Origin of the sequence: Mycobacterium sp. ACS4054, assembly GCF_001667275.1 — a bacterium.
GTDB lineage: Bacteria > Actinomycetota > Actinomycetes > Mycobacteriales > Mycobacteriaceae > Mycobacterium.
Genome location: NZ_LZHV01000052.1, coordinates 75,104 through 94,624, shown reverse-complemented (window position 1 = coordinate 94,624; position 19,521 = coordinate 75,104). Strand labels below are relative to the sequence as shown.

18 protein-coding genes and 1 tRNA gene are annotated in these 19,521 nt (G+C 69.7%); 11 read left to right on the top strand and 8 right to left on the bottom strand.

From position 1 onward, the window contains the following. Positions 1 to 97 precede the first annotated feature (97 nt). Positions 98 to 517 (top strand): GatB/YqeY domain-containing protein, encoded by a 420-nt coding sequence (locus tag A5730_RS14630; protein WP_067901526.1) that lies wholly within the window; start codon positions 98 to 100, stop codon positions 515 to 517. Here A5730_RS14630 and A5730_RS14625 read toward each other — a convergent pair. The 3 genes from A5730_RS14625 to A5730_RS14615 form a co-directional block, all read right to left on the bottom strand. Next, entirely contained in the window at positions 501 to 2,210 is a 1,710-nt protein-coding gene (locus tag A5730_RS14625) for a selenocysteine-specific translation elongation factor (RefSeq protein WP_067901480.1), read from the bottom strand. The two genes, A5730_RS14630 and A5730_RS14625, sit on opposite strands and share 17 nt — an antisense overlap. Next, positions 2,198 to 3,478 carry an L-seryl-tRNA(Sec) selenium transferase gene (selA, locus tag A5730_RS14620; RefSeq protein WP_067901477.1) on the bottom strand — a complete coding sequence of 427 codons (1,281 nt, stop codon included), beginning with the start codon at positions 3,476 to 3,478 and terminating at the stop codon, positions 2,198 to 2,200. The genes A5730_RS14625 and selA overlap by 13 nt, the downstream gene beginning before the upstream one ends. An 18-nt stretch (positions 3,479 to 3,496) precedes the next feature. Next, a tRNA-Sec gene (locus A5730_RS14615) sits at positions 3,497 to 3,591 on the bottom strand. 27 nt (positions 3,592 to 3,618) lie between these two features. Between A5730_RS14615 and selD the strand changes: the two genes are divergently transcribed. The 10 genes from selD (at position 3,619) to A5730_RS24370 (ending at position 14,867) form a co-directional block, all read left to right on the top strand. After that, entirely contained in the window at positions 3,619 to 4,611 is a 993-nt protein-coding gene (gene selD / locus A5730_RS14610) for a selenide, water dikinase SelD (protein ID WP_067901523.1), read from the top strand. A 40-nt stretch (positions 4,612 to 4,651) separates the two neighbouring features. Then, positions 4,652 to 7,969 carry a formate dehydrogenase gene (fdh, locus tag A5730_RS14600; RefSeq protein ID WP_197506258.1) on the top strand — a complete coding sequence of 1,106 codons (3,318 nt, stop codon included), beginning with the start codon at positions 4,652 to 4,654 and terminating at the stop codon, positions 7,967 to 7,969. Continuing rightward, positions 7,932 to 8,894 carry a 4Fe-4S dicluster domain-containing protein gene (locus A5730_RS14595; protein WP_067901468.1) on the top strand — a complete coding sequence of 321 codons (963 nt, stop codon included), beginning with the start codon at positions 7,932 to 7,934 and terminating at the stop codon, positions 8,892 to 8,894. Before fdh ends, A5730_RS14595 begins: the two co-directional genes overlap by 38 nt. After that, the gene (nrfD, locus tag A5730_RS14590) at positions 8,891 to 9,952 is read left to right on the top strand and encodes an NrfD/PsrC family molybdoenzyme membrane anchor subunit (protein ID WP_067901465.1); all 1,062 of its coding nucleotides are present in this window, start codon (positions 8,891 to 8,893) and stop codon (positions 9,950 to 9,952) included. Before A5730_RS14595 ends, nrfD begins: the two co-directional genes overlap by 4 nt. A gap of 46 nt (positions 9,953 to 9,998) precedes the next feature. Then, complete coding sequence (locus A5730_RS14585) at positions 9,999 to 10,985, top strand: LLM class F420-dependent oxidoreductase (protein ID WP_067901460.1); 987 nt, start codon at positions 9,999 to 10,001, stop codon at positions 10,983 to 10,985. Positions 10,986 to 11,163: 178 nt separating this feature from the next. Further along, positions 11,164 to 12,093, top strand: coding sequence for an SRPBCC family protein (locus tag A5730_RS14580; protein ID WP_067901457.1), 930 nt, complete (start codon positions 11,164 to 11,166; stop codon positions 12,091 to 12,093). Further along, entirely contained in the window at positions 12,090 to 13,262 is a 1,173-nt protein-coding gene (locus A5730_RS14575; protein ID WP_067901454.1) for a zinc-dependent alcohol dehydrogenase, read from the top strand. The genes A5730_RS14580 and A5730_RS14575 overlap by 4 nt, the downstream gene beginning before the upstream one ends. Before the next feature lie 16 nt (positions 13,263 to 13,278). Beyond that, a complete protein-coding gene (locus tag A5730_RS14570) occupies positions 13,279 to 13,833 on the top strand; it encodes a type 1 glutamine amidotransferase domain-containing protein (protein ID WP_067901452.1) in 555 nt (184 codons plus the stop codon). 99 nt (positions 13,834 to 13,932) lie between these two features. Next, positions 13,933 to 14,622: a HemK2/MTQ2 family protein methyltransferase gene (locus A5730_RS14565; protein ID WP_067901448.1), complete on the top strand. Its 690-nt coding sequence runs from the start codon at positions 13,933 to 13,935 to the stop codon at positions 14,620 to 14,622. Then, positions 14,619 to 14,867 carry a CDGSH iron-sulfur domain-containing protein gene (locus tag A5730_RS24370; protein ID WP_231994688.1) on the top strand — a complete coding sequence of 83 codons (249 nt, stop codon included), beginning with the start codon at positions 14,619 to 14,621 and terminating at the stop codon, positions 14,865 to 14,867. The genes A5730_RS14565 and A5730_RS24370 overlap by 4 nt, the downstream gene beginning before the upstream one ends. On the opposite strand, the gene A5730_RS14560 is transcribed toward A5730_RS24370, so the two are convergent. The 5 genes from A5730_RS14560 to A5730_RS14540 are packed head-to-tail and all read right to left on the bottom strand — an operon-like array spanning position 14,815 to position 19,499. Next, positions 14,815 to 15,834 (bottom strand): iron-containing redox enzyme family protein, encoded by a 1,020-nt coding sequence (locus A5730_RS14560; RefSeq protein ID WP_067901521.1) that lies wholly within the window; start codon positions 15,832 to 15,834, stop codon positions 14,815 to 14,817. The two genes, A5730_RS24370 and A5730_RS14560, sit on opposite strands and share 53 nt — an antisense overlap. A gap of 46 nt (positions 15,835 to 15,880) precedes the next feature. Beyond that, a complete protein-coding gene (locus A5730_RS14555; protein WP_067901445.1) occupies positions 15,881 to 18,094 on the bottom strand; it encodes a SpoIIE family protein phosphatase in 2,214 nt (737 codons plus the stop codon). Continuing rightward, positions 18,091 to 18,717, bottom strand: coding sequence for a SpoIIE family protein phosphatase (locus tag A5730_RS14550; RefSeq protein WP_067901444.1), 627 nt, complete (start codon positions 18,715 to 18,717; stop codon positions 18,091 to 18,093). Before A5730_RS14550 ends, A5730_RS14555 begins: the two co-directional genes overlap by 4 nt. Further along, on the bottom strand, positions 18,710 to 19,120 hold the full coding sequence (locus tag A5730_RS14545) for an anti-sigma regulatory factor (protein WP_067901441.1): 411 nt from the start codon (positions 19,118 to 19,120) through the stop codon (positions 18,710 to 18,712). The genes A5730_RS14550 and A5730_RS14545 overlap by 8 nt, the downstream gene beginning before the upstream one ends. Beyond that, positions 19,110 to 19,499 (bottom strand): STAS domain-containing protein, encoded by a 390-nt coding sequence (locus A5730_RS14540; protein WP_055399935.1) that lies wholly within the window; start codon positions 19,497 to 19,499, stop codon positions 19,110 to 19,112. Before A5730_RS14540 ends, A5730_RS14545 begins: the two co-directional genes overlap by 11 nt. Between the last annotated feature and the right edge of the window lie 22 nt (positions 19,500 to 19,521).

Below are 19,521 nucleotides of genomic sequence, written 5' to 3'. Positions count from 1 at the left end.
CGTCATCGTCGGGCGGGCGGTGTTCGGGTCGCCGATCACCATCGGGGAGACCTGGGCCAAAATCAAATCCCGGCTGCGGGCCGACCTGACCGATGCGATGAAGAGCAAGGACAAGCTGCGGACGGCGACCCTGCGGTTACTGCTCGCCGCGATCCAAACCGAGGAAGTCTCCGGCAAACAGGCCCGGGACCTCTCCGACGACGAAGTGATCAAGGTGCTGGCGAAAGAATCCCGCAAGCGCGCCGAGTCGGCGGAGATCTACACCCAGAACGGCCGCGGGGAGCTCGCCGCCAACGAGCATGCCGAGGCGCGGATCATCGACGAATACCTGCCCACGCCGCTGACCGAGGCCGAGGTGGCCGACGTCGCCGACACCGCGATCGCCCAGGTGGCCGAGGAAATCGGTGAGCGCCCGGGCATGAAGCAGATGGGTCTGGTGATGAAGGCGGCCACCGCGATCGCGGCCGGCAAGGCCGACGGGGCCCGCCTGTCGGCGGCCGTCAAGGAGCGGCTCTAGCCAGCACCACCCGGGTGCCGTCCGGGGCGCGCCTGGTGACGCGCCGGGCGTCGAGCTGCTCCAGCAGCGGCACGGCGACCCGGCGGGTGGTGCCCAGTGCGCGGCGCGCGTCGCTGACGGTGAACGGTTGCGGCAGCGTCGCCAGGACGCCGGCCGCCCGGTCCAGCGCGCCGGACCCCAGCACGACGCCGTCGGCGATCCGGGTCAGCCGGCCGGCGCGCACCGCGGCGGCCAGCTCGCGGGGGCCGAGCTTGAGGTCGGCGAGCTCGTCGGCCTCCGGCGCCCGAAAGGGCTCGGCGGCCAACCACTCCTCGACCGCGCGCACGGCCTTGTCGACGCGGGCCGGCAGGCCCGCGCCCGGCGCGCGGACCAACCCGTCGACCACCTCCAGGCCGGTCCCCTCGAGCAGCTTGGGCAGCAGTTCGGCGGCGGGCAGCCCCACCCGCTGCCGCAGCGTCTCCAGCGGCATTCCCGCCGCGACGTCGTGCTCGTCCGCCCAGCGCCGCACCGCCGCCGTAGCGCACTCGCGCCGCCCGGCCCACCACCGCGGGTCCACCACCCAGTCCCCTACCCGGAGCCCGGCCAGCGGTAGGCCCATGGCCCGCAGCTCGAACGCGCGGGCGCACTCGGGCGGGCGGATCCGGCCGGTCGCCAGCTCCGCGGCGCGATCGCGGGCGGCGCCCCGTCGGCGCAACGCCGGCGGCCGGACGTCGAGCACCCGGATGCCCGCCGCGATCCGGTGCTCGCCGGGGTCGCGGAGCAACCCGACGTCCCCGACCCGCAGCGGCAGGGGCCTCGCGAGACGCAGCCGGGCCGCGGCCGCTCCCAGCTGACGCACCTGGACCGGCACGGCCGCGGACCCGACGTGCAACACCAACTGGCGGTGCAAGTCATCGGCGGCCCGCAGGGCGACGTCGATCTGCGCGGTGTCCAGCCACGCCCCGGGCGTGCGGACGGCGTCACCGCGACCGACGTGCTCGCGGTCCACGCCGCGCAGGTTCAGCGCGACGCGCGCCACCGCGCCGACCGCCGGTTGGTCGCGGCCCAGCGATTGCACGCCGCGCACCGTCACGCGCCGGCCGGCGTGTTCCAGCTCGTCGCCGACCCGGATCGTGCCCGCGGCCAGGGTGCCGGTCACCACCGTGCCGGCGCCCCGGACGGTGAAGCTGCGGTCGACCCACAACCGCACGTCGGCACCCGCGTCGGGGACCGGCAGCCGGTCGGTCAGCGCCAGCAACTCCGCGCGCACCCCGTCGAGGTCGGTGCCGATCGTGACGGGCGCGCCCGCGAGCGAGGTGGCGGCGAACCGTTCGCGCGCCTGCGCGATGGCCGGGCCGGGATCGGCCAGGTCGGCCTTGCTGATCACCAGCAGCCCGTGGCGCACCCCGAGGGCGTGCAGCGCCGCGAGGTGCTCCTCGGACTGCGGCATCCAGCCCTCGGTCGCGGCGACGACGAACATGACGGCCGGCACCGCCCCCACACCGGCGAGCATGTTGGCCACGAACCGTTCGTGGCCGGGGACGTCGACGAACGCCAGCTGGCGGCCGCCCAGCTCGGTCCACGCGAAGCCGAGGTCGATGGTCAGGCCGCGGCGTTGCTCCTCGGCCAGCCGGTCGGGCCGCATGCCGGTGAGCCGGTGCAGCAGCGTGGACTTGCCGTGATCGACGTGCCCGGCGGTGGCTATGACGAACATGCCCGCACCGCCGCGGCCAGCAGCGCGGCGCCCTCGGCCGCCACCGTGCGCAGGTCGAGCAGGCAGCGGCCCGCCTCGAGGCGGCCGACGACGGGCGGGCTGGCGTCGCGCAGCGCGGCGGCGTACGACTCGGGCAGGCTCACGGCGGCGCTGGGCAGCCGGACGTCCGGCGCGCCGCCGCCGCCGACGGCAGCGAAGCAATCCACCGCCTCGGCGCCCTGCTGCGCGGCGGCGAGCGCCTCCGCACGGGCCCGCAGCTCCGCGGCGTCGACCACCAACGCCTCGGCGACCGGCGTCGGCGGGCCGGTCAGCGTCGCTTCCAGCGCGGCCAGCGTCAGCTTGTCGACCCGCAGCGCGCGCGCCGCAGGGTGGCGGCGCAGTCGCTCGATCAGCTCGGCGTCACCCAGCAGCAGTCCGGCCTGCGGGCCGCCGAGCAGCTTGTCACCGCTCGCGGTGACCAGGTCGGCGCCGTCGCGCAGCGTCGTCGTCGCGTCCGGCTCGTCGGGCAGCACCGGGTGCGGCGACAGCAGCCCGGAGCCGATGTCGACGACCAGGGTCACCCCGAGGTTCGCCAGCTCCGCCACGCCGACGGCCGAGGTGAACCCGGTGACGTGGAAGTTCGACGGGTGCACCTTGAGCACGAAACCGGTCTGCGGGCCGATCGCCTCGGCGTAGTCGCGCAGGCTGGTGCGGTTGGTGGTGCCGACCTCGCGCAGCCGCGATCCGGCCGAGGCCAGCAGCTCGGGGATGCGGAAGCCGTCGCCGATTTCGACGAGCTCGCCGCGGCTGAGCACGATCTCCTTGCCCGGGGCCAGCGTGAGCGCGGTCAGCAGCAGCGCGGCGGCGTTGTTGTTGACCACGTGCACGCCACCGGCGGTGGGCACCGCCCGGGACAGCGCCGCCAGCGCGGCCCGCCCGCGGCGGCCCCGCCGCCCCGTCGCCAGGTCCAGCTCGACGTCGGTGGTGCCGGCCGCGGCGACCACGGCGTCGACGGCGGCCCGCGACAGCGGCGCCCGCCCCAGGTTCGTGTGCACGACCACGCCGGTGGCGTTGATGACGGGCCGCAGGCTCGACGCGGTGGCGGGCAGGGCGGCGACGGCGTGCTCGGCGACCCGCTCGGGCTCGATCTCCCCGGCGCGCGCCCGCTGCTGCGCGTCGGCGATCACCGACTTCACCAGCGCGCGGCCCAGCAGCCGCTGGGCTTCGACCAGGCGCGGATCGGCGAGCAGGGTGTCGGTGCGCGGCACCCGCCGACGCGGGTCGCTCACGTCACGCTCGAGGGAATATGGCGGAGGCGGACGGGAATCGAACCCGCCAGCGGCAGCGTCTGCCGTTCGACGGTTTTGAAGACCGCGCCGGTCACCAGACCGGACACGCCTCCTCGGACCATGCCGACCATTATGTATCCGTGGCCTACCGACTAACCCAGTACGCCCACGGCGGCGGCTGCGCGTGCAAGATCCCGCCCGGCGAGCTGGAGGATGTGGTCCGCGGGCTGGGCGCGAGCGCACCGCGTGACCCGGCCGGCGAGCTGCTGGTGGGCCTGGACCACGGCGACGACGCCGCGGTGGTGCGCCTGCAGAACGGCACGGCGGTGATCGCGACGACGGACTTCTTCACCCCGGTGGTCGACGACGCGTACGACTGGGGCCGCATCGCGGCCACCAACGCGCTGTCCGACGTCTACGCGATGGGCGGCCGCCCGGTGGTCGCGGTGAATTTGCTGGGCTGGCCCCGCGATGTGTTGCCGTTCGAGCTGGCGGCCGAGACACTGCGCGGCGGGCTGGACGTCTGCGGCCTGGCCGGTTGTCACCTCGCCGGCGGGCACAGCGTCGACGACCCGGAACCCAAATACGGGCTCGCCGTCACCGGGATCGCGGATCCGAACCGGTTGCTGCGCAACGACTCCGGCAAGCCCGGCACGCCGTTGTCGCTGACCAAGCCGCTGGGCGTGGGCGTGCTGAACAGCAGGCACAAGGCCACCGGCGAGCGCTTCGAACAGGCGATCGCCGCGATGACGACGCTCAACGCGGCGTCCGCCGCGGCCGCGCTGGCCGCCGGCGTCGAATGTGCCACGGACGTAACCGGTTTCGGACTGCTCGGGCACCTGCACAAGCTGGCGCGGGCCAGCGGTGTGACCGCGATCGTCGAGGCGGCGGCGGTGCCGTATCTGGACGGCGCGCGGGACGCGCTGGCGGCCGGCTACGTCAGCGGGGGCACGCGACGCAACCTCGACTGGGTGGCCCCGCACGCCGACCTGTCGGCCGTGGGCGAGGACGAGGCCCTGCTACTGGCCGACGCCCAAACCTCGGGCGGGCTGCTGATCGCCGGCGAGATCCCGGGCGCGCCGGTGGTCGGGGAGCTGGTGCCGCGCGGCGAGCACACGATCATCGTCCGCTGAGCCGGGCGGAGTTTCGGCGGCCGGCACTAGGGTAAAGGTCATGGCTATGCGGAAGCTTTTCTTACAGTGGCCGGTCCTGCGTCAGTTGCGTTCGGGTGACAAGTTCGGCCTGGGGTCGGCGGTGACCTCGGAGCGGACCCGTGCCGTCACGCCGCGCACGACGACGGCCGACCGGGTGGTGCAGAGCATCTGTCCCTACTGCGCGGTCGGCTGCGGGCAGCGGGTGTACGTCAAGGACGAGCGGGTGGTGCAGATCGAGGGCGATCCGGACTCGCCGATCTCGCGAGGCCGCCTGTGCCCCAAGGGCGCCGCCAGCGAGCAGCTGGTGAACTCGCCGGGCAGGCAGCTGCACGTGCTCTACCGCGCGCCCCGGGCGACCGAATGGCAACCGCTCGAGCTGGACACCGCCATCGACATGGTGGCCGACCGCTTCATCGAGGCCCGCCGGCACGCCTGGCAGGACATCGACAAGAAGGGCCATCCGCTACGGCGCACCATGAAGATCGCCGCCCTCGGCGGCGCCACCCTGGACAACGAAGAGAACTACGTCATCAAGAAGCTCTTCACCGCCGCCGGCGCCATTCAGATCGAGAACCAAGCTCGTATTTGACACAGCTCCACGGTTCCCGGTCTGGGGACCTCCTTCGGGCGCGGTGGCGCCACCCAAACACTGCAAGACATGGCCAACGCCGACTGCATCGTCATCCAGGGCTCCAACATGGCGGAATGTCATCCCGTCGGCTTCCAATGGGTCGAGGAGGCAAGAGCAAACGGCGCCAAGGTCATTCACGTCGACCCGCGCTTCACCCGTACCTCGGCAGTTTCGGACAAGCACATCCCGATCCGGGCCGGCTCTGACGTGGTGCTGCTTGGCGCGCTGATCAATCACGTTATCGGCAATGATTTGTGGTTCAAAGACTACGTCGTCGCGTATACCAACGCCGCTACCCTGATCAACGAAAACTACCGTGACACTGAGGATCTGGGCGGCTTGTTCTCCGGTTACGATCCCGAGACCGGGCAGTACGACACCTCGACGTGGGCCTACGCCGGGCAAGAACAGGATGAGCAACGGCAAGAGCACGGCGCCAGCGCATCCTCCCGCGCCGCCGGCGATGTGCACGGTAGCGGTGGTCCGCCCCTGCCGCACGCCCGCGTGCAGCGCGACGAGACCCTGCAGCATCCCCGAACGGTGTTTCAGATCGTCAAACGACATTACGCCCGCTACACGCCGGAGATGGTGCGTGACGTCTGCGGCATCAGCACCGAGGACTTCGACTATCTCGCGCGCACGATTGTGGCGAACTCCGGCCGCGAGCGCACCACCTGTTTCGCCTACGCCGTCGGTTGGACCCAACACACGCTGGGGGCCCAATTCATCCGCACCGCAACGATTCTCCAGCTGCTGCTGGGCAACGTCGGTCGCCCGGGCGGCGGCATCATGGCACTGCGTGGACACGCCACGATCCAAGGCTCGACCGACATCCCGACGTTGTTCAACCTGCTGCCGGGCTACCTGTCGATGCCGAAGGCCGGTGTGCACGACACCTTTGACGAGTACATCAAAGCGGTCGGACCGAAGAACCAGAAAGGTTTCTGGGCCGACGCCGACACCTACATCGTCAGCCTGCTCAAGGCGTGGTGGGGCGACGCCGCCCGCGCCGACAACGACTGGGCCTACGACTACCTGCCGCGGCTGTCCGGTCCGCACGGCACGTACCAGACCGTCATGTCGATGCTCGACGACGAAGTCGACGGCTACTTCCTGCTCGGCCAGAACCCGGCCGTCGGGTCGGCGCACGGCCGGCTCCAGCGCATGGGCATGTCGCACCTGAAGTGGCTGGTGGTGCGCGATCTCAACATGATCGAGTCGGCGACCTTCTGGAAGGACGGCCCGGAGATCGCGTCCGGCGAACTGAAGACGGAGGAGATCGAGACCGAGGTGTTCTTCTTCCCGGCGGCGACGCACGTCGAGAAGGCCGGCTCGTTCACCCAGACCCAACGCCTCGTGCAGTGGCGGCACAAGGCGGTCGACCCGCCCGGCGACTGCCAGAGCGAGTTGCAGTTCTTCGTAGAGCTGGGCAAGCGAATCCGCCAGCGGCTGGCCGGCTCCACCGACCCGCGTGACCGACCACTGCTCGATCTGACGTGGGACTATCCCACCGACGAGAGTGGCGAACCCGACCCCACCGCGGTGCTGGCCGAGATCAGCGGCTGCTACCTGACGGGCCCCAAGGCCGGCCAGCCCGTCCCCGGCTATACCGAACTGGGCGCTGACGGGTCGACCTCGTGCGGATGCTGGATCTACTCGGGCGTATACGCCGAGGGTGTCAACCAGGCCGCCCGCCGAGCGCCGCTGGGCGGGCCGAGCCCGAGCCAGTCCGAGTGGGGATGGGCCTGGCCGGCCGACCGCCGCATCCTGTACAACCGCGCCTCGGCCGACCCGGACGGCAAACCGTGGAGCGAGCGCAAGCGCTACATCTGGTGGGATGAGCAGCGCGCCCGCTGGGTCGGTGACGACGTGCCCGATTTCCCCGTCGACCGCGCCCCGCACGTCCGGCCCGATCCCGATGTCGGCGGGCCCGACGCGCTGGCCGGTGACGACCCGTTCATCATGATGGCCGACGGCAAGGCGTGGCTGTTCGCGCCCAAGGGTATGGTCGATGGCCCGCTGCCCACGCACTACGAACCGCAGGAGTCACCGGTCGCGAACGCGTTGTATCCCCAGCAACGCAACCCCGGGCGAATCACGTTCCCGCGCAAGGACAATCTCAGCGCGCCGAGCGCCGGGGAGCCCGGGGCCGACGTGTACCCGTACGTGTTCACCACCTACCGGCTCACCGAGCACCACACCGCCGGCGGGATGAGCCGGTGGCTGCCCTATTTGTCGGAGCTGCAACCGGAGATGTTCTGCGAGGTGTCCCCGGAGCTGGCCGCCGAACGCGGGCTGGAACCCTACGGATGGGCCACCATCGTCTCACCCCGCGCGGCGATCGAGGCCCGGGTGCTGGTCACCAAACGCGTTGCCCCCCTGGTGGTCAACGGCCACACCGTGCATCAGATCGGGCTGCCGTATCACTGGGGTGTGGGCGGCGACGCCGTGGTGAGTGGCGACGCGGCCAACGACCTGCTCGGAGTGACGCTCGACCCCAATGTGCAGATTCAGGAGTCGAAGGCCGGGTCGTGCGACATCCGGCCGGGGCGGCGGCCGCGCGGCGAGGACCTGCTGCGCCTCATCGCCGAGTACCAGTCGCGATCGGGTGCCACCACCGAGACCGGCAACGTGCAAATCAGCGACGGAGTCTGGGAAGGGGGAGCCGATGGGTCAGCTGAGCGGACCGACCGACCCGACGAGTGACGCCGGCTGGGCAGAACCCAAGCCGCGCAAGGGATTCTTCACCGACACCTCGATCTGCATCGGCTGCAAGGCCTGCGAGGTCGCGTGCAAGGAGTGGAACCGCAACCCGCGCGACGGCGACCTGGAGCTGCTGGGCTCGTCCTACGACAACACCGGATCGCTGGGCGCCAGCACCTGGCGGCACGTCGCGTTCATCGAGCAGGGCCGCGACCGGATCGGACAGGCGCGCGAATCCGGCCGCGCCCTAATCGATTTGGGCATGCCCGCGGTCCCGCGGCCCCCGGATACCACGCCGCCGGACACCCCGGAGTTCCGCTGGCTGATGTCGTCGGACGTGTGTAAGCACTGCACGCACGCCGGTTGTTTGGACGTCTGCCCGACGGGCGCGTTGTTCCGCACCGAGTTCGGCACCGTCGTCGTTCAGGATGACGTCTGCAACGGGTGCGGCACCTGCGTCGCGGGCTGCCCGTTCGGTGTCGTCGAACGCCGCAGCGACGGCACCTACACGACGCCGGCGCAGCGGCCGGGTCGCCCGGCCGAGAAACCGGTCTCGGGGGTGGCCCAGAAGTGCACCCTGTGCTACGACCGCCTCGTCGAAGACCAGATCCCGGCGTGCGCCAAGACCTGCCCGACGACGTCGATCAAGTTCGGCGACCACGACGACCTGGTGGTCAAGGCCCGGCAGCGGGTCGCCGCGCTGCATGCCCAGGGTCTGACGGAGGCCCGCCTCTACGGCGCCAACGAGCACGACGGCGTCGGCGGCACCGGGTCGGTCTTCCTACTGCTCGACGAGCCGGAGGTATACGGGCTGCCGCCGGACCCGCGCGTGTGCACGGCCGACCTGGTGACCATGTTCAAGCGGGCCGGGATGGCCGCGGCCGGCATGGTCGGCGCGGCCGCATTGGCGTTCTGGAGGAGCCGGTGAGCACTTCGGAATTCGACAGCCTCCGTCCACCCGAGCCGACGGGCGGGAAACGCAACCGCAAGCGCCGACGCCGCGACGACTCGATGATGGTGCCCGACGCGGAATTCACCAGCTACTACGGACGTCCGGTCGTCAAGCCCGCGCCGTGGGGACCCGAGGTGGCGGCGTATTTGTTCCTGGGCGGCGTCGCGGGCGGCTCGGGGCTGTTGGCGGCCGGCGCCCAGCTCACCGGGCGAAACACGTTGCGCCGCAACACGAGGCTCTCCGCCCTGATCGCGGTCGGGCTGGGCGCGGTCGCTTTGGTGAAGGACCTGGGCCGGCCGGAGCGGTTCTTCAACATGCTGCGGACGGTCAAGCTGACCTCGCCGATGAGCATCGGCTCCTGGATCCTCAGCTTTTTCGGCGCCGGTATCGGGGTGGCCGCGGTGTCCGAGGTCGACCGGATGACCGGCGAACGAATCCCGTTGGGGCCGCTGCGTCCCGTCCTGCGCGCCCTGGAGGGTCCGGCCGGGCTGGAGGCCGCCGTCTTCTCGCCGCCGCTCGCCGTCTACACCGCGGTGTTGCTCACCGACACCGCCACCCCCACCTGGAACGCCGCCTACCGGGACCTGCCGTTCGTGTTCGTCAGTTCGGCAAGCCTGGCCGCCTCGGGGTTGGCGATGATCACCACCCCGGTGTCCGAGGCGGGTCCCGCGCGCACGCTGGCCGTCATCAGCGCGGTCGGCGACCTGATCTCCGCCAGGTTCACCGAGTTCCGAATGGACCCGGTGACCAGGGAACCGCTGCACCAAGGCAGGCCCGGCCGGCTCCTGGCCGCGAGCGAATGGCTCGCCGCCGCCGGCGGCCTGGGCGCGTTGCTCGGCGGCGGTCACCGCGGCCTCGCGGCCCTGTCCGGGGTGACCCTGCTGACGGCGTCGGCCATGCTGAGGTTCGGCTTCTTCGAGGCGGGACTGGCGTCGACCCGCGATCCGCGCTACACGATCGAGCCGCAGAAGCGCAGGCTGGCCGCGCGCCGCGCGGCGGGCGTCACGAAAGACTCGATCACCACGGCGGACTGAGCGAAGCGGCGGTTTGCGTATCGCGCGCCGGGGTACGTATAAGGGCATGACGAATTTCGGCTACACTCTGATGACCGAGCAGAGTGGGCCCAAAGACCTTGTACGGCAAGCTATTTCGGCCGAAGAGCGGGGCTTCGACTTCGAGGTCTGCAGCGACCACTTCTCGCCCTGGCTGACCTCCCAAGGCCACGCGCCGAACGCCTGGGCGGTGCTGGGCGCGGTCGCGCACGCCACCGAGCGGGTGGACCTCTACACCTACGTCACCTGCCCGACGATGCGGTACCACCCCGCGGTCGTCGCGCAGCAGGCCGCCACCGTGCAGATCCTGTCCGACGGCCGGTTCACCCTGGGCCTGGGCAGCGGCGAGAACCTCAACGAACACGTCGTCGGCAAGGGTTGGCCCACCGTCGAGCGCCGCCAGGACATGCTCCGCGAGGCCATCAAGATCATCCGCGAGCTGTTCGGCGGCCAGCTGGTGAACTTCACCGGCGACTACTTCCGGGTGGACTCCGCGCGCCTGTGGGACGTGCCCGAGGTCCCGGTCGGCATCGCGGTGGCGATGGCCGGCGCCAAGGGCATCGAACGATTCGGCCGGCTGGCCGACCACTTCGTCGCGGTCGAACCCGACGGCGAGCTCGTCGACGCCTGGCACGCCGCGCGCCAGGCCGCCAACCTCGCCGGTGGGGGCCGCGTCGTGGGCCAGATCCCGGTGTGCTGGGACCCCGACCGCGACGCCGCCGTCAAGCGCGCCCACGAGCAGTTCCGCTGGTTCGCCGGCGGCTGGAAGGTCAACGCCGACCTGCCGACCCCGGCCGGTTTCGCCGGCGCCACCCAATTCGTCCGGCCCGACGACGTCGCCGACTCCATCCCTTGCGGCCCCGACCTCGACGCCATCGTCGAGGCGGTCCGGCCGTACTGGGAGGCCGGGTTCACCGACGTCGCACTGGTCCAGGTCGGCGGCGAATCGCAGGACCTCTTCCTGAAAGAAGCCGCCGAACCTTTGCTTGCCGCGCTGCGCGAGGCAGCAAACTAATCCAGGTTTGGCCGGTATCTGCCCGGGTATCCGCCTTCAATCGTGCGCAGCCCCCCGTACGGGCCGGCGGGGCGCGCGGATACCGGCAAGCAGCGCCGACCACCCGTGACCTGCAAAGCGGCTGTCTTGCAGCAACTTTGCCCGAAATGTGTTCGCCGAACGGCAAGGAGCGTTGACGATGGGCGATCGATCCGGAAGTACCACCTCCGCTTTGGTCAAGGCCCTCAGCGGCGCCAGTTTCGGGCTCGGTCTGACCGAGTTGGTCGCGCCCGGAAAGGTTGCTGCGATCGCGGGCGTGGACGACACCGCCCGGTCGCGCCGGGTCATCCGCGCGCTGGGCGCGCGGGAATGCGGCCACGGCGCGGCGCTGTTGGGTGGCCCCGAGAAGCTGGTATGGACCCGGGTGGCCGGCGACGTCCTGGATGTGGCGTTGTTGGTGGCGGGGGTGGCCGCCCGCGGCCCCGGGCGGCGACGGCGGGGCGCGATCTCGACCGCGCTGCTCGCGGGGATCGGGGGGCTCGACCTCTACACGGCCCTGCGCACGACCAACGGCCGCGGCCGGCACCTCAATGGCGCCCGGCATCGCACCCTGCGCGCCGCCGTCACCGTGCGGCGCCCGCCCGAGGAGGTGTACCGGTTCTGGCGCGACCTGGAAAACCTGCCGAGCTTCATGCATCACCTCGAGTCGGTCACGTCCGGCGCCGACGGACAGTCGCGGTGGGTCGCCAATGCCCCGGCCGGACAGTCCGTGCAGTGGGATGCGCAGATCACCGAGGACGACCCCGACAAGCGGATCGCCTGGCAGTCGCTGCCCGGCTCGGCGATCGAAAACGGCGGCAGTGTGGAATTCACGCCCACCGCCACCGGCGACGGCACCGAGGTCCGGGTCAGCATCGGCTACCACATCCCGGGTGGGCTGTTCGGCAAGGCGGCGGCGAGCCTGTTCGGGGAGTCCCCCGAGCAACAGGTCAACGACGACCTCCGCCGTTTCAAGCAGATCCTCGAAACCGGGCAGGTCCTGCGTTCCGACGGGTCCCCCGAGGGGACGGCGGCAGCCCGGCAGATGCATCAGCAACCCGCTCAACCGAATGAAGGAGCCAGCGTATGAGGGCCACCGTGTGGGCGGGCCGCAACAGCGTCCAAGTCGAATCGGTTCCGGACCCCAAGATCCTCAACGATCGCGATGCCATCGTGCGCATCACCTCGACCGCGATCTGCGGTTCGGACCTGCACCTGTACGACGGCTACATCCCCACCGTGAAGCACGGCGACGTGCTGGGCCACGAATTCATGGGCGAGGTGGTCGAAGTCGGCAAGGCCGTCAACAACCTGGCCGTCGGCGATCGGGTGGTGGTTCCGTTCCCGATCGCGTGCGGGGCGTGTTCCGCCTGCCAGCGTGACCTGTACTCGCTGTGCGAGAACTCCAACCCCAACGCCGGCATCGCCGAAAAGTTCATGGGCCACTCGCCGGCCGGGCTGTTCGGCTATTCGCACATGCTCGGTGGATTCGCCGGCGGCCAAGCCGAATACGCGCGGGTGCCGTTCGCCGACGTGGGACCGTTGAAGATCGAAGACGACCTCACCGACGAGCAGGTGCTGTTCCTGTCCGACATCCTGCCGACCGGCTACATGGGCGCGGAGATGTGCGGCATCACCCCCGGCGACATCGTCGCCGTGTGGGGGGCCGGCCCGGTCGGGCTGTTCGCGATCATGAGCGCCTATCTGCTCGGAGCGGCGAAAGTCATTGCCATCGACCGCGTTCCGTATCGTCTCGAGCTGGCCCAACAGATCGGCGCCACCGCGGTCAACTTCGCCGAGACGTCGGTCCTCGCGGAGCTGCGGGACATCACCGCCGGGCGGGGTCCCGACCATTGCATCGACGCCGCCGGCATGGAAGCGCGCAGCGGCTCCGCCCCGGTGGATGCCTATGACCGCGTCAAGCAGGCCGCGCGCCTGGAAACCGAACGCCCACACGCCATTCGGGAGGCGGCGATGAGTTGCCGCAACGGCGGCACCCTGTCGATCGTCGGGGTGTACGGCGGCATGATGGACAAGTTCCCGATCGGCGCGGTGATGAACCGGTCGCTGACCATCAAGACCGGTCAGTGTCACGTGCACCGCTACATGCGCCCACTGCTGGACCGGATTCGCAAGGGCGAGATCGACCCGACCATCGTTGTCAGCCACCACCTGAGCCTCGACCAGGCGCCCCACGGCTACGAGATCTTCAAGAACAAAGAGGACCGGTGCACCAAAGTCATCCTCAATCCCACGTGAGAAAAGGGGAATAGTCATGGCAAATGAATTGCAGGGCAAGAAAGTCGCCATTCTCGCCGCCGACGGCGTGGAGAAGGTGGAACTCGAACAACCCCGCGCGGCGCTGCAAGAGGCCGGCGCGCAAGTCGAGCTGCTTTCGCTGAAGACCGGAGAAATACAGGCCCGCAACCACGATCTCGAACCCGCCGGAACTTTCCCGGTCGACCGTGCGGTGAAAGATTCTTCGGCAGCCGAATTCGACGGCCTGGTGCTTCCCGGCGGCACGGTGAATCCGGACAAGCTGCGGATGGACGGCGACGCGGTCGACTTCGTGCGGGAGTTCGTCGGCTCCGGCAAGCCGGTCGCCGCGATCTGTCACGGCCCGTGGACGCTGGTGGAAGCCGGTGTGGCAGAGGGCCGCACGCTCACGTCGTACCCCTCCATCCGCACCGACCTTCGCAACGCCGGTGCCAACGTGGTGGACCAGGAGGTCGTCGTGGACGGCAACTTGATCACCAGTCGTTCACCGAAGGACCTGCCGGCATTCTGCGCGGCCATTGTCAAGCAATTCGCCCATGCGGCCGCGAGTTAACGAAGAAATGGCGATTGCCCCACCGTTTGAACCCATCGGTTTGCGGGCATTACACAGGCCAAGCAGTGATCGCCCCGGCGATCCGTCGAAAGGCCAAAGTTGACCACAACATATCCAGGACCTGCCGTCTCGGCTGTTTCCAACGTTTATCAGCCGCAGGAAGATTCCCGATTGCTGGTGGAGGTAATGTGGGAAAGCGGGCTCATCGGCGGACGGCGTGTTCTCGATCTGTGTACGGGTAGTGGATTCGTCGCGATTGCCGCCGCCGAGATGGGCGGCGAGGACGTGACGGCTTTCGACATCTGCCCGAACGCGGTGGGTTGTTCGCGCGGCAATGCCGCCGCCGCCGGCGTGAATGTCGATGTCCGCAAGGGGACATGGAGCGACGCCCTGGACTGCGCGCCGTTCGACGTGGTCGTTTCGAACCCGCCGTATGTGCCGACACCGCCCGACGGCGACACCGAGTACATCAGTCCGAGCGCGGGCCCGTCGTGGGCCTGGAACGCCGGTGTCGACGGGCGGACGGTGCTGGACCCACTGTGCGAAGCGGCGCCAAAGTTGCTGTGCGACGGGGGTTCCCTGCTCCTGGTGCACTCGGCGCTCGCCGGTGTCCAGCAATCCCTGGATTCGCTGAAGTGGGCCGGGATGGACGCGGAAGTGGTTGCGTCCAAATGGATACCGTTCGGCCCCGTGATGACGGCGCGCGCGAACTGGCTGGAGAGCGTCGGACTGATACCGCCCGGCCGCCGCGAAGAAGAGCTGATCGTGATCAGGGCGGACAAGCGGTGAGCGCCACGCGGGTACAGGTGGTTGCGGGCGGGCCGGTGCTGGTATCCGGCCCGGTGCGCATCGAGATGCCCAATGGGGAGGTCGTCTCCTCCGACCGGTTCATGGTGGCGATCTGCACATGCCGGCGCAGCGAACAGTATCCCTTGTGCGACACCAGTCACCGGCGATGCCGGAACCTGGGACGCCGGACGCCTAGTCCAGCGCCCGCCGCAACGACGTCCGATCCTGCTGCCACGACGCCATAACCGCGTCTGCCAACCGGTTTTCGACCGCGGCGTGCGCGCGGATGCCGAACACGATGTCGTGGTCGAGTTGCGGTTCCCGGTCAACGAGGTCGCCGACCACATCGATGCGCACGACGTGCTCGTGCACGGCGTCGGCCTCGACATGCTCGGCGTAGAACTCGACGCAGGCCGACGGTGCGCCCATGCGCTGCAGGGCCCGCACCATCCGGCGGGACCCGGGCGGCGACGTGATCTCGGTCGACGCGAAGTGTCCGATCGCGGCGCCGCGCAGCTCGCGGTGCAGCCCGAACAGTGACATCAGGTTCACCGCGGCCAAAGCCTCGGCGCGGACGGCATCCACGTAGGCCAGATACGTCGGGTCCAGATCCGCGGCCGCCATCAGATCGGCGAAGAGTTGCTGATGCAGCCGCGGACCCCGCCCGGCGCCGTACTCGTCGAATTCGATTGCCACGAAAGCCGCTTTCGCGACGCCCGTCAGCCGCGGGATCGCCCACGCGTGCGGGTCGCCCTCTTTGAGGTGATACACCGACCGGTGCACGAAGTATTCGCGCATCTGCTGCCAGGTTCCGGTGTCGCGCAAGTAATACGACGGCCCGGTGCCGTCGACCGGTTCGACCGAGATCGCGTCCATTTCGGCGGCCGCCGTCTGGTCCGGCGGGATGGGGCCGACGTCGCGGCGCACGCCGGCCAGGAACACGCGTTCCAGTTCGCCGCGCAGCGTCAGCAGCGCCGGGTTCCATTCCCAGCCGGGGTCCACGCCCGCGAAGCCCCGGTAGTGCAGCTCGTAGCACATGCACAGCGCCAGCTGCAGATCCAGGCCGTAGGGGTCCGAATCGCGGACGGACGCGCCGATCCGGGTCAGGTGGTCGTGTGACGGCGGCCCGGTCAGGGCGCGACGAACGGCGGTCGACAGCGGCCCGTGTGCCGCCGGCAGGGCGGGTTCGGTGGTGATCGATGCGCGGGTCACGCCCACGACTACCCGGTATCCGGGGGGCACAAACGGTGCCAGGCCCCTAGCCGGCCTCGGCCGGTAGCCGAAACGTGAGGTCGGCCGTGGTGCCGGTGGGGGTGCAGGTCATTTCCATCGTGCTGCTCAGCGCCTGCATCAGCAGCAGGCCCCGCCCACCGTTGCGCGGCTTTTCGTCGGGTGTCTTCCACGAGCCGTGGTCGGTGATCCGGGCGCGGACCTCGCCTTCCGCGAGCTCGGTCTCCAGCAGCATCGTGCCCGCCGGGCGTCCGGCGTATGCGTGTTCGACGCAGTTCGTGCACGCCTCGTTGACGACCAACACGATGTCGGCGGCCGAATCTTCGGGCAAACCGGCGGTGTCCAGCCAGTCGGCCAGCCGATGCCGGATGCTGAGCAATCGCTCTGCGCTGGCCTCGCTTTCGATCCGAAGCGGGGACTGCTGATGTCGGTAGATCACCATCGCCACGTCGTCGTCATACCCCGCGGCGGGGGCAAGCTCACGCAGTACGGCATCCGCGACGGAATCCAGCGGCAACGTCGTGGTCTTCACCAGTACCGCCGCGGCACGGGCGATCCCGTCGTCGATGGACTCGTGCTTGCGTTCGACCAGTCCATCGGTGAACAGCATCAGGGTGGAGCCGGACGGCAACACGCGGCTGGTCTGCGGCCGGGGTTCCGATCGGCGGACCGCGAGCGGCACCGACGCGGCGTCGGTCAAAAATGTCGTCGTGCCCGGCTCGGACCCGACCAGCACGGCGGGCATGTGACCGGCGTTGCTGTACTGCAGAACCCCGGACTCGGTATCCAGGATTGCCAGGAAAACGGTGGTGCAGTACGCATTCGGGATGAGTGAGGCAGCCGAGTCGAGTTGCTCGAGCAACAGCGCGGGCTCGGCCCCGTTGATCAGCAGGGCGCGCGCGGAGCTGCGCAGCTGGCCCATGACCGCGGCCGCCGGCAGTCCACGGCCCACGCAGTCGCCGACGACGATCCCGATGCGATGGTCGCCGATCGGCAGCACGTCATACCAGTCGCCGCCGATCTCCAATGGCGGCACCGCGGGTTCGTAGCGCACGACGAAGCCCGGCGGCGGCTCCAGGGTAGGCAGCAGGGCGCGCTGCAACGTCAGCGAGGTCTCACGGGCGCTTTCGAATTGGCGGACATGCTGCATGGCCAGGCTGAGATGGCCGATCAGGACCGTGACCAGCAGCCGGTCTTCCGCGCTGACCCACCGCGGCGAGCGTAGCTCCAACCACAACGCGAGGTCGCCCGCGCCGGACAGCACCGCCACCAATCCCTGTGCCTTGCCGGGATTGTCGGGCCGCTCGACCGTCTTGGCCGTCAGCGGCAGCTGATGGCGTGCCTCCTCGAAGGTCTGGCGTAACCAGGGATCCAGCCTGCGCCAAGGCGTTTCGGACTTCTCGCCCGCCACCTGGACGGTGGGTTCGCCCTCGCCGGTCGGCCAAGAGATCGCCACCACCCGTTGCACGTCGATGGCGGTGCTGCATTCGTCGAGGGTGATCGACAGTAGCTCGTCCACGCTCTTGGCGACCGCCACCGCCGTCGCCAGCCGCAGCACCGCGCTTTCCCTTGCGGCGAAGGCACGTTCGGCAGTGATGTCACGGATCGTGCCCACGAAGACGTCCTGGTCGCTGCCGCTTCCCTGGACCGCGTTGATACTCACCGTCACCCACACCAGGTGCCCGTCGCGGTGCCGGATCGGTGTCTCGTACGCGGTGGTGCCGATGCTCTGGACCAGCGCCTGCTGTTGGCGGGCGCCCTTCTGGTCGACCAGCCACGGGTGTGGCCACCGGTAGGGCAGACCCTCGGCGGGGTAGCCGAGAATCTCGATCAGGGCGTTGTTCATCTCGATCACGGAACCCTCGTGGTCGCTGACGAAGAACCCCTCCTGCAACGAATTGACCAGTGCCGTACGGAATTTGTCGCGATCGGCCAACCCCTCGGCGCGGGCGCGCTCGCGCGCGAAGCGCCTGGTGCCGTCAAGGAAGCCGCGGGTGGCGATGTCCAGCGGGACCAGCATCTGCAGCAGGAACTCCAGCGCGATCGGCGCGTCGATCCGCACGTTCTGCGACGTCGCGAGGATCAGCTCGACGTGACGCTCGATGATCGCCAACAGGCTGACTTCCTCCTGCAGGGCCCGGCGCCCGAGCTCGTAGGCGACCGCCAAGCTGTCCTCGTCACGCGCCTTCAGGTAGGTGCGCAACGCGGCCGCGTACTTGGCGTGGAAGTCGTCGTCGTTCATGCAAGGGCTCCCCGATGACGTGCGGTCAGCACCATGGCATCGTCGGTTTCCTTGGCGTCCTTGCCGAGGAGTTCTTCGGCAATGACGACGGCCGGGGCCGAGAAGTCGATGTGGTCGAGGTAATCCTCGGTGATTCCGTCGGTGCTAATCACCAGCAGGTCACCGGTTCGGATCGAAACAACTTGGGACGGCCTGATTTCCGGTATGCGGTAGCCGACGATGCCCGCGGTCAGGCGCGCACTGGATCGGATCTGGACGCCGGTCAGGGACTTGGCCACCAGGTGAGCGGTCACGTTGCCGACGCCCGTCCACGTCAGCGTGTTTGCCGCAAAGTCCACCCGGGCCAAGGTCATCGCGACACCCCTGGTGCCCTCCAGCACGCGGTGGCACAGCTGGATCAACACCTCGAGCCGCTCGGAGCTGGAGCGTTTCACCGCTTCGATCGCGCGCAGCGCGGCGGTCGCGGCCTCCGGGCCGTGACCGAGGCCATCCACCACGCCGAACAGCGCGGCTTCGCCGTCGATGTCGACGGCGAGACCCCGGTCACCGGAGACGTATTCGCTCGGCAGGGGCCGGCCCGCCCTTGCCCACTCGATGGGACCGAACCGGCCGTTGTCACGCACGGGGCGGCACCCATTTCCACATCTCGACGACCGTTCCCCGGCCGAGCGCAGACTCGACCAGCAACTTGTCCATCAGCCGGCGCGAGCCGGGCAGGCCCATCCCCAACCCGCGGCCGGTCGAGTAGCCGTCCTCCATGGCCCGCTCGATGTCGGCGATGCCCGGCCCCTCGTCCTCGGCGCGCACCACCAGGGCCTTGCGGCCCTCCCGGTCGGCGACGAAGACGCGCACGGCGCCGCGGCCGGCGTAACTGGTGATGTTCCGGGCGATCTCGGAGATCGCCGTGGCGATCATCGTGACGTCGGTGAGTGAGAATCCGAGATCGAGTGCGAGTTGGTGTCCGGCTTTGCGTGCTTCGACGATGTCGTCGGGAGTGTGGATGTCGACGACGATCTCAGCCCCCACCGTCGCGTCCGATCGTTGGTTTTCGCTGTCCCAGTTGGCGATTCAGCAGGGCCAGGCCCTCTTCGAGGTCGAGCGCGGTGTTCATGTCGTCGAACGCCAAGCCGAGCTGGACCATCGCGAAGGCCACCTCCGGCTGCAGGCCCACGATCACCGTGTCCGCGCCGCGCAGCCGGGTCATGTGCGCGATCGTCCGCAGCGACCGGGCCGCGAACGAGTCCATCACGTCGATGGCGGTGACGTCGACGATTATGCCCTGCGCGCGGAACCGGCTGACCCGCTCCATGAGGTCATAGCGGAGCCGCTCGGCGTCGGAGTCGCTGAGCGCGGCCTGCACCGAGGCGATGAGGATCGCACCCTGTTTGAGGATCGGTACCGGCATGGGGCGCTCGCGTTCCTGATAT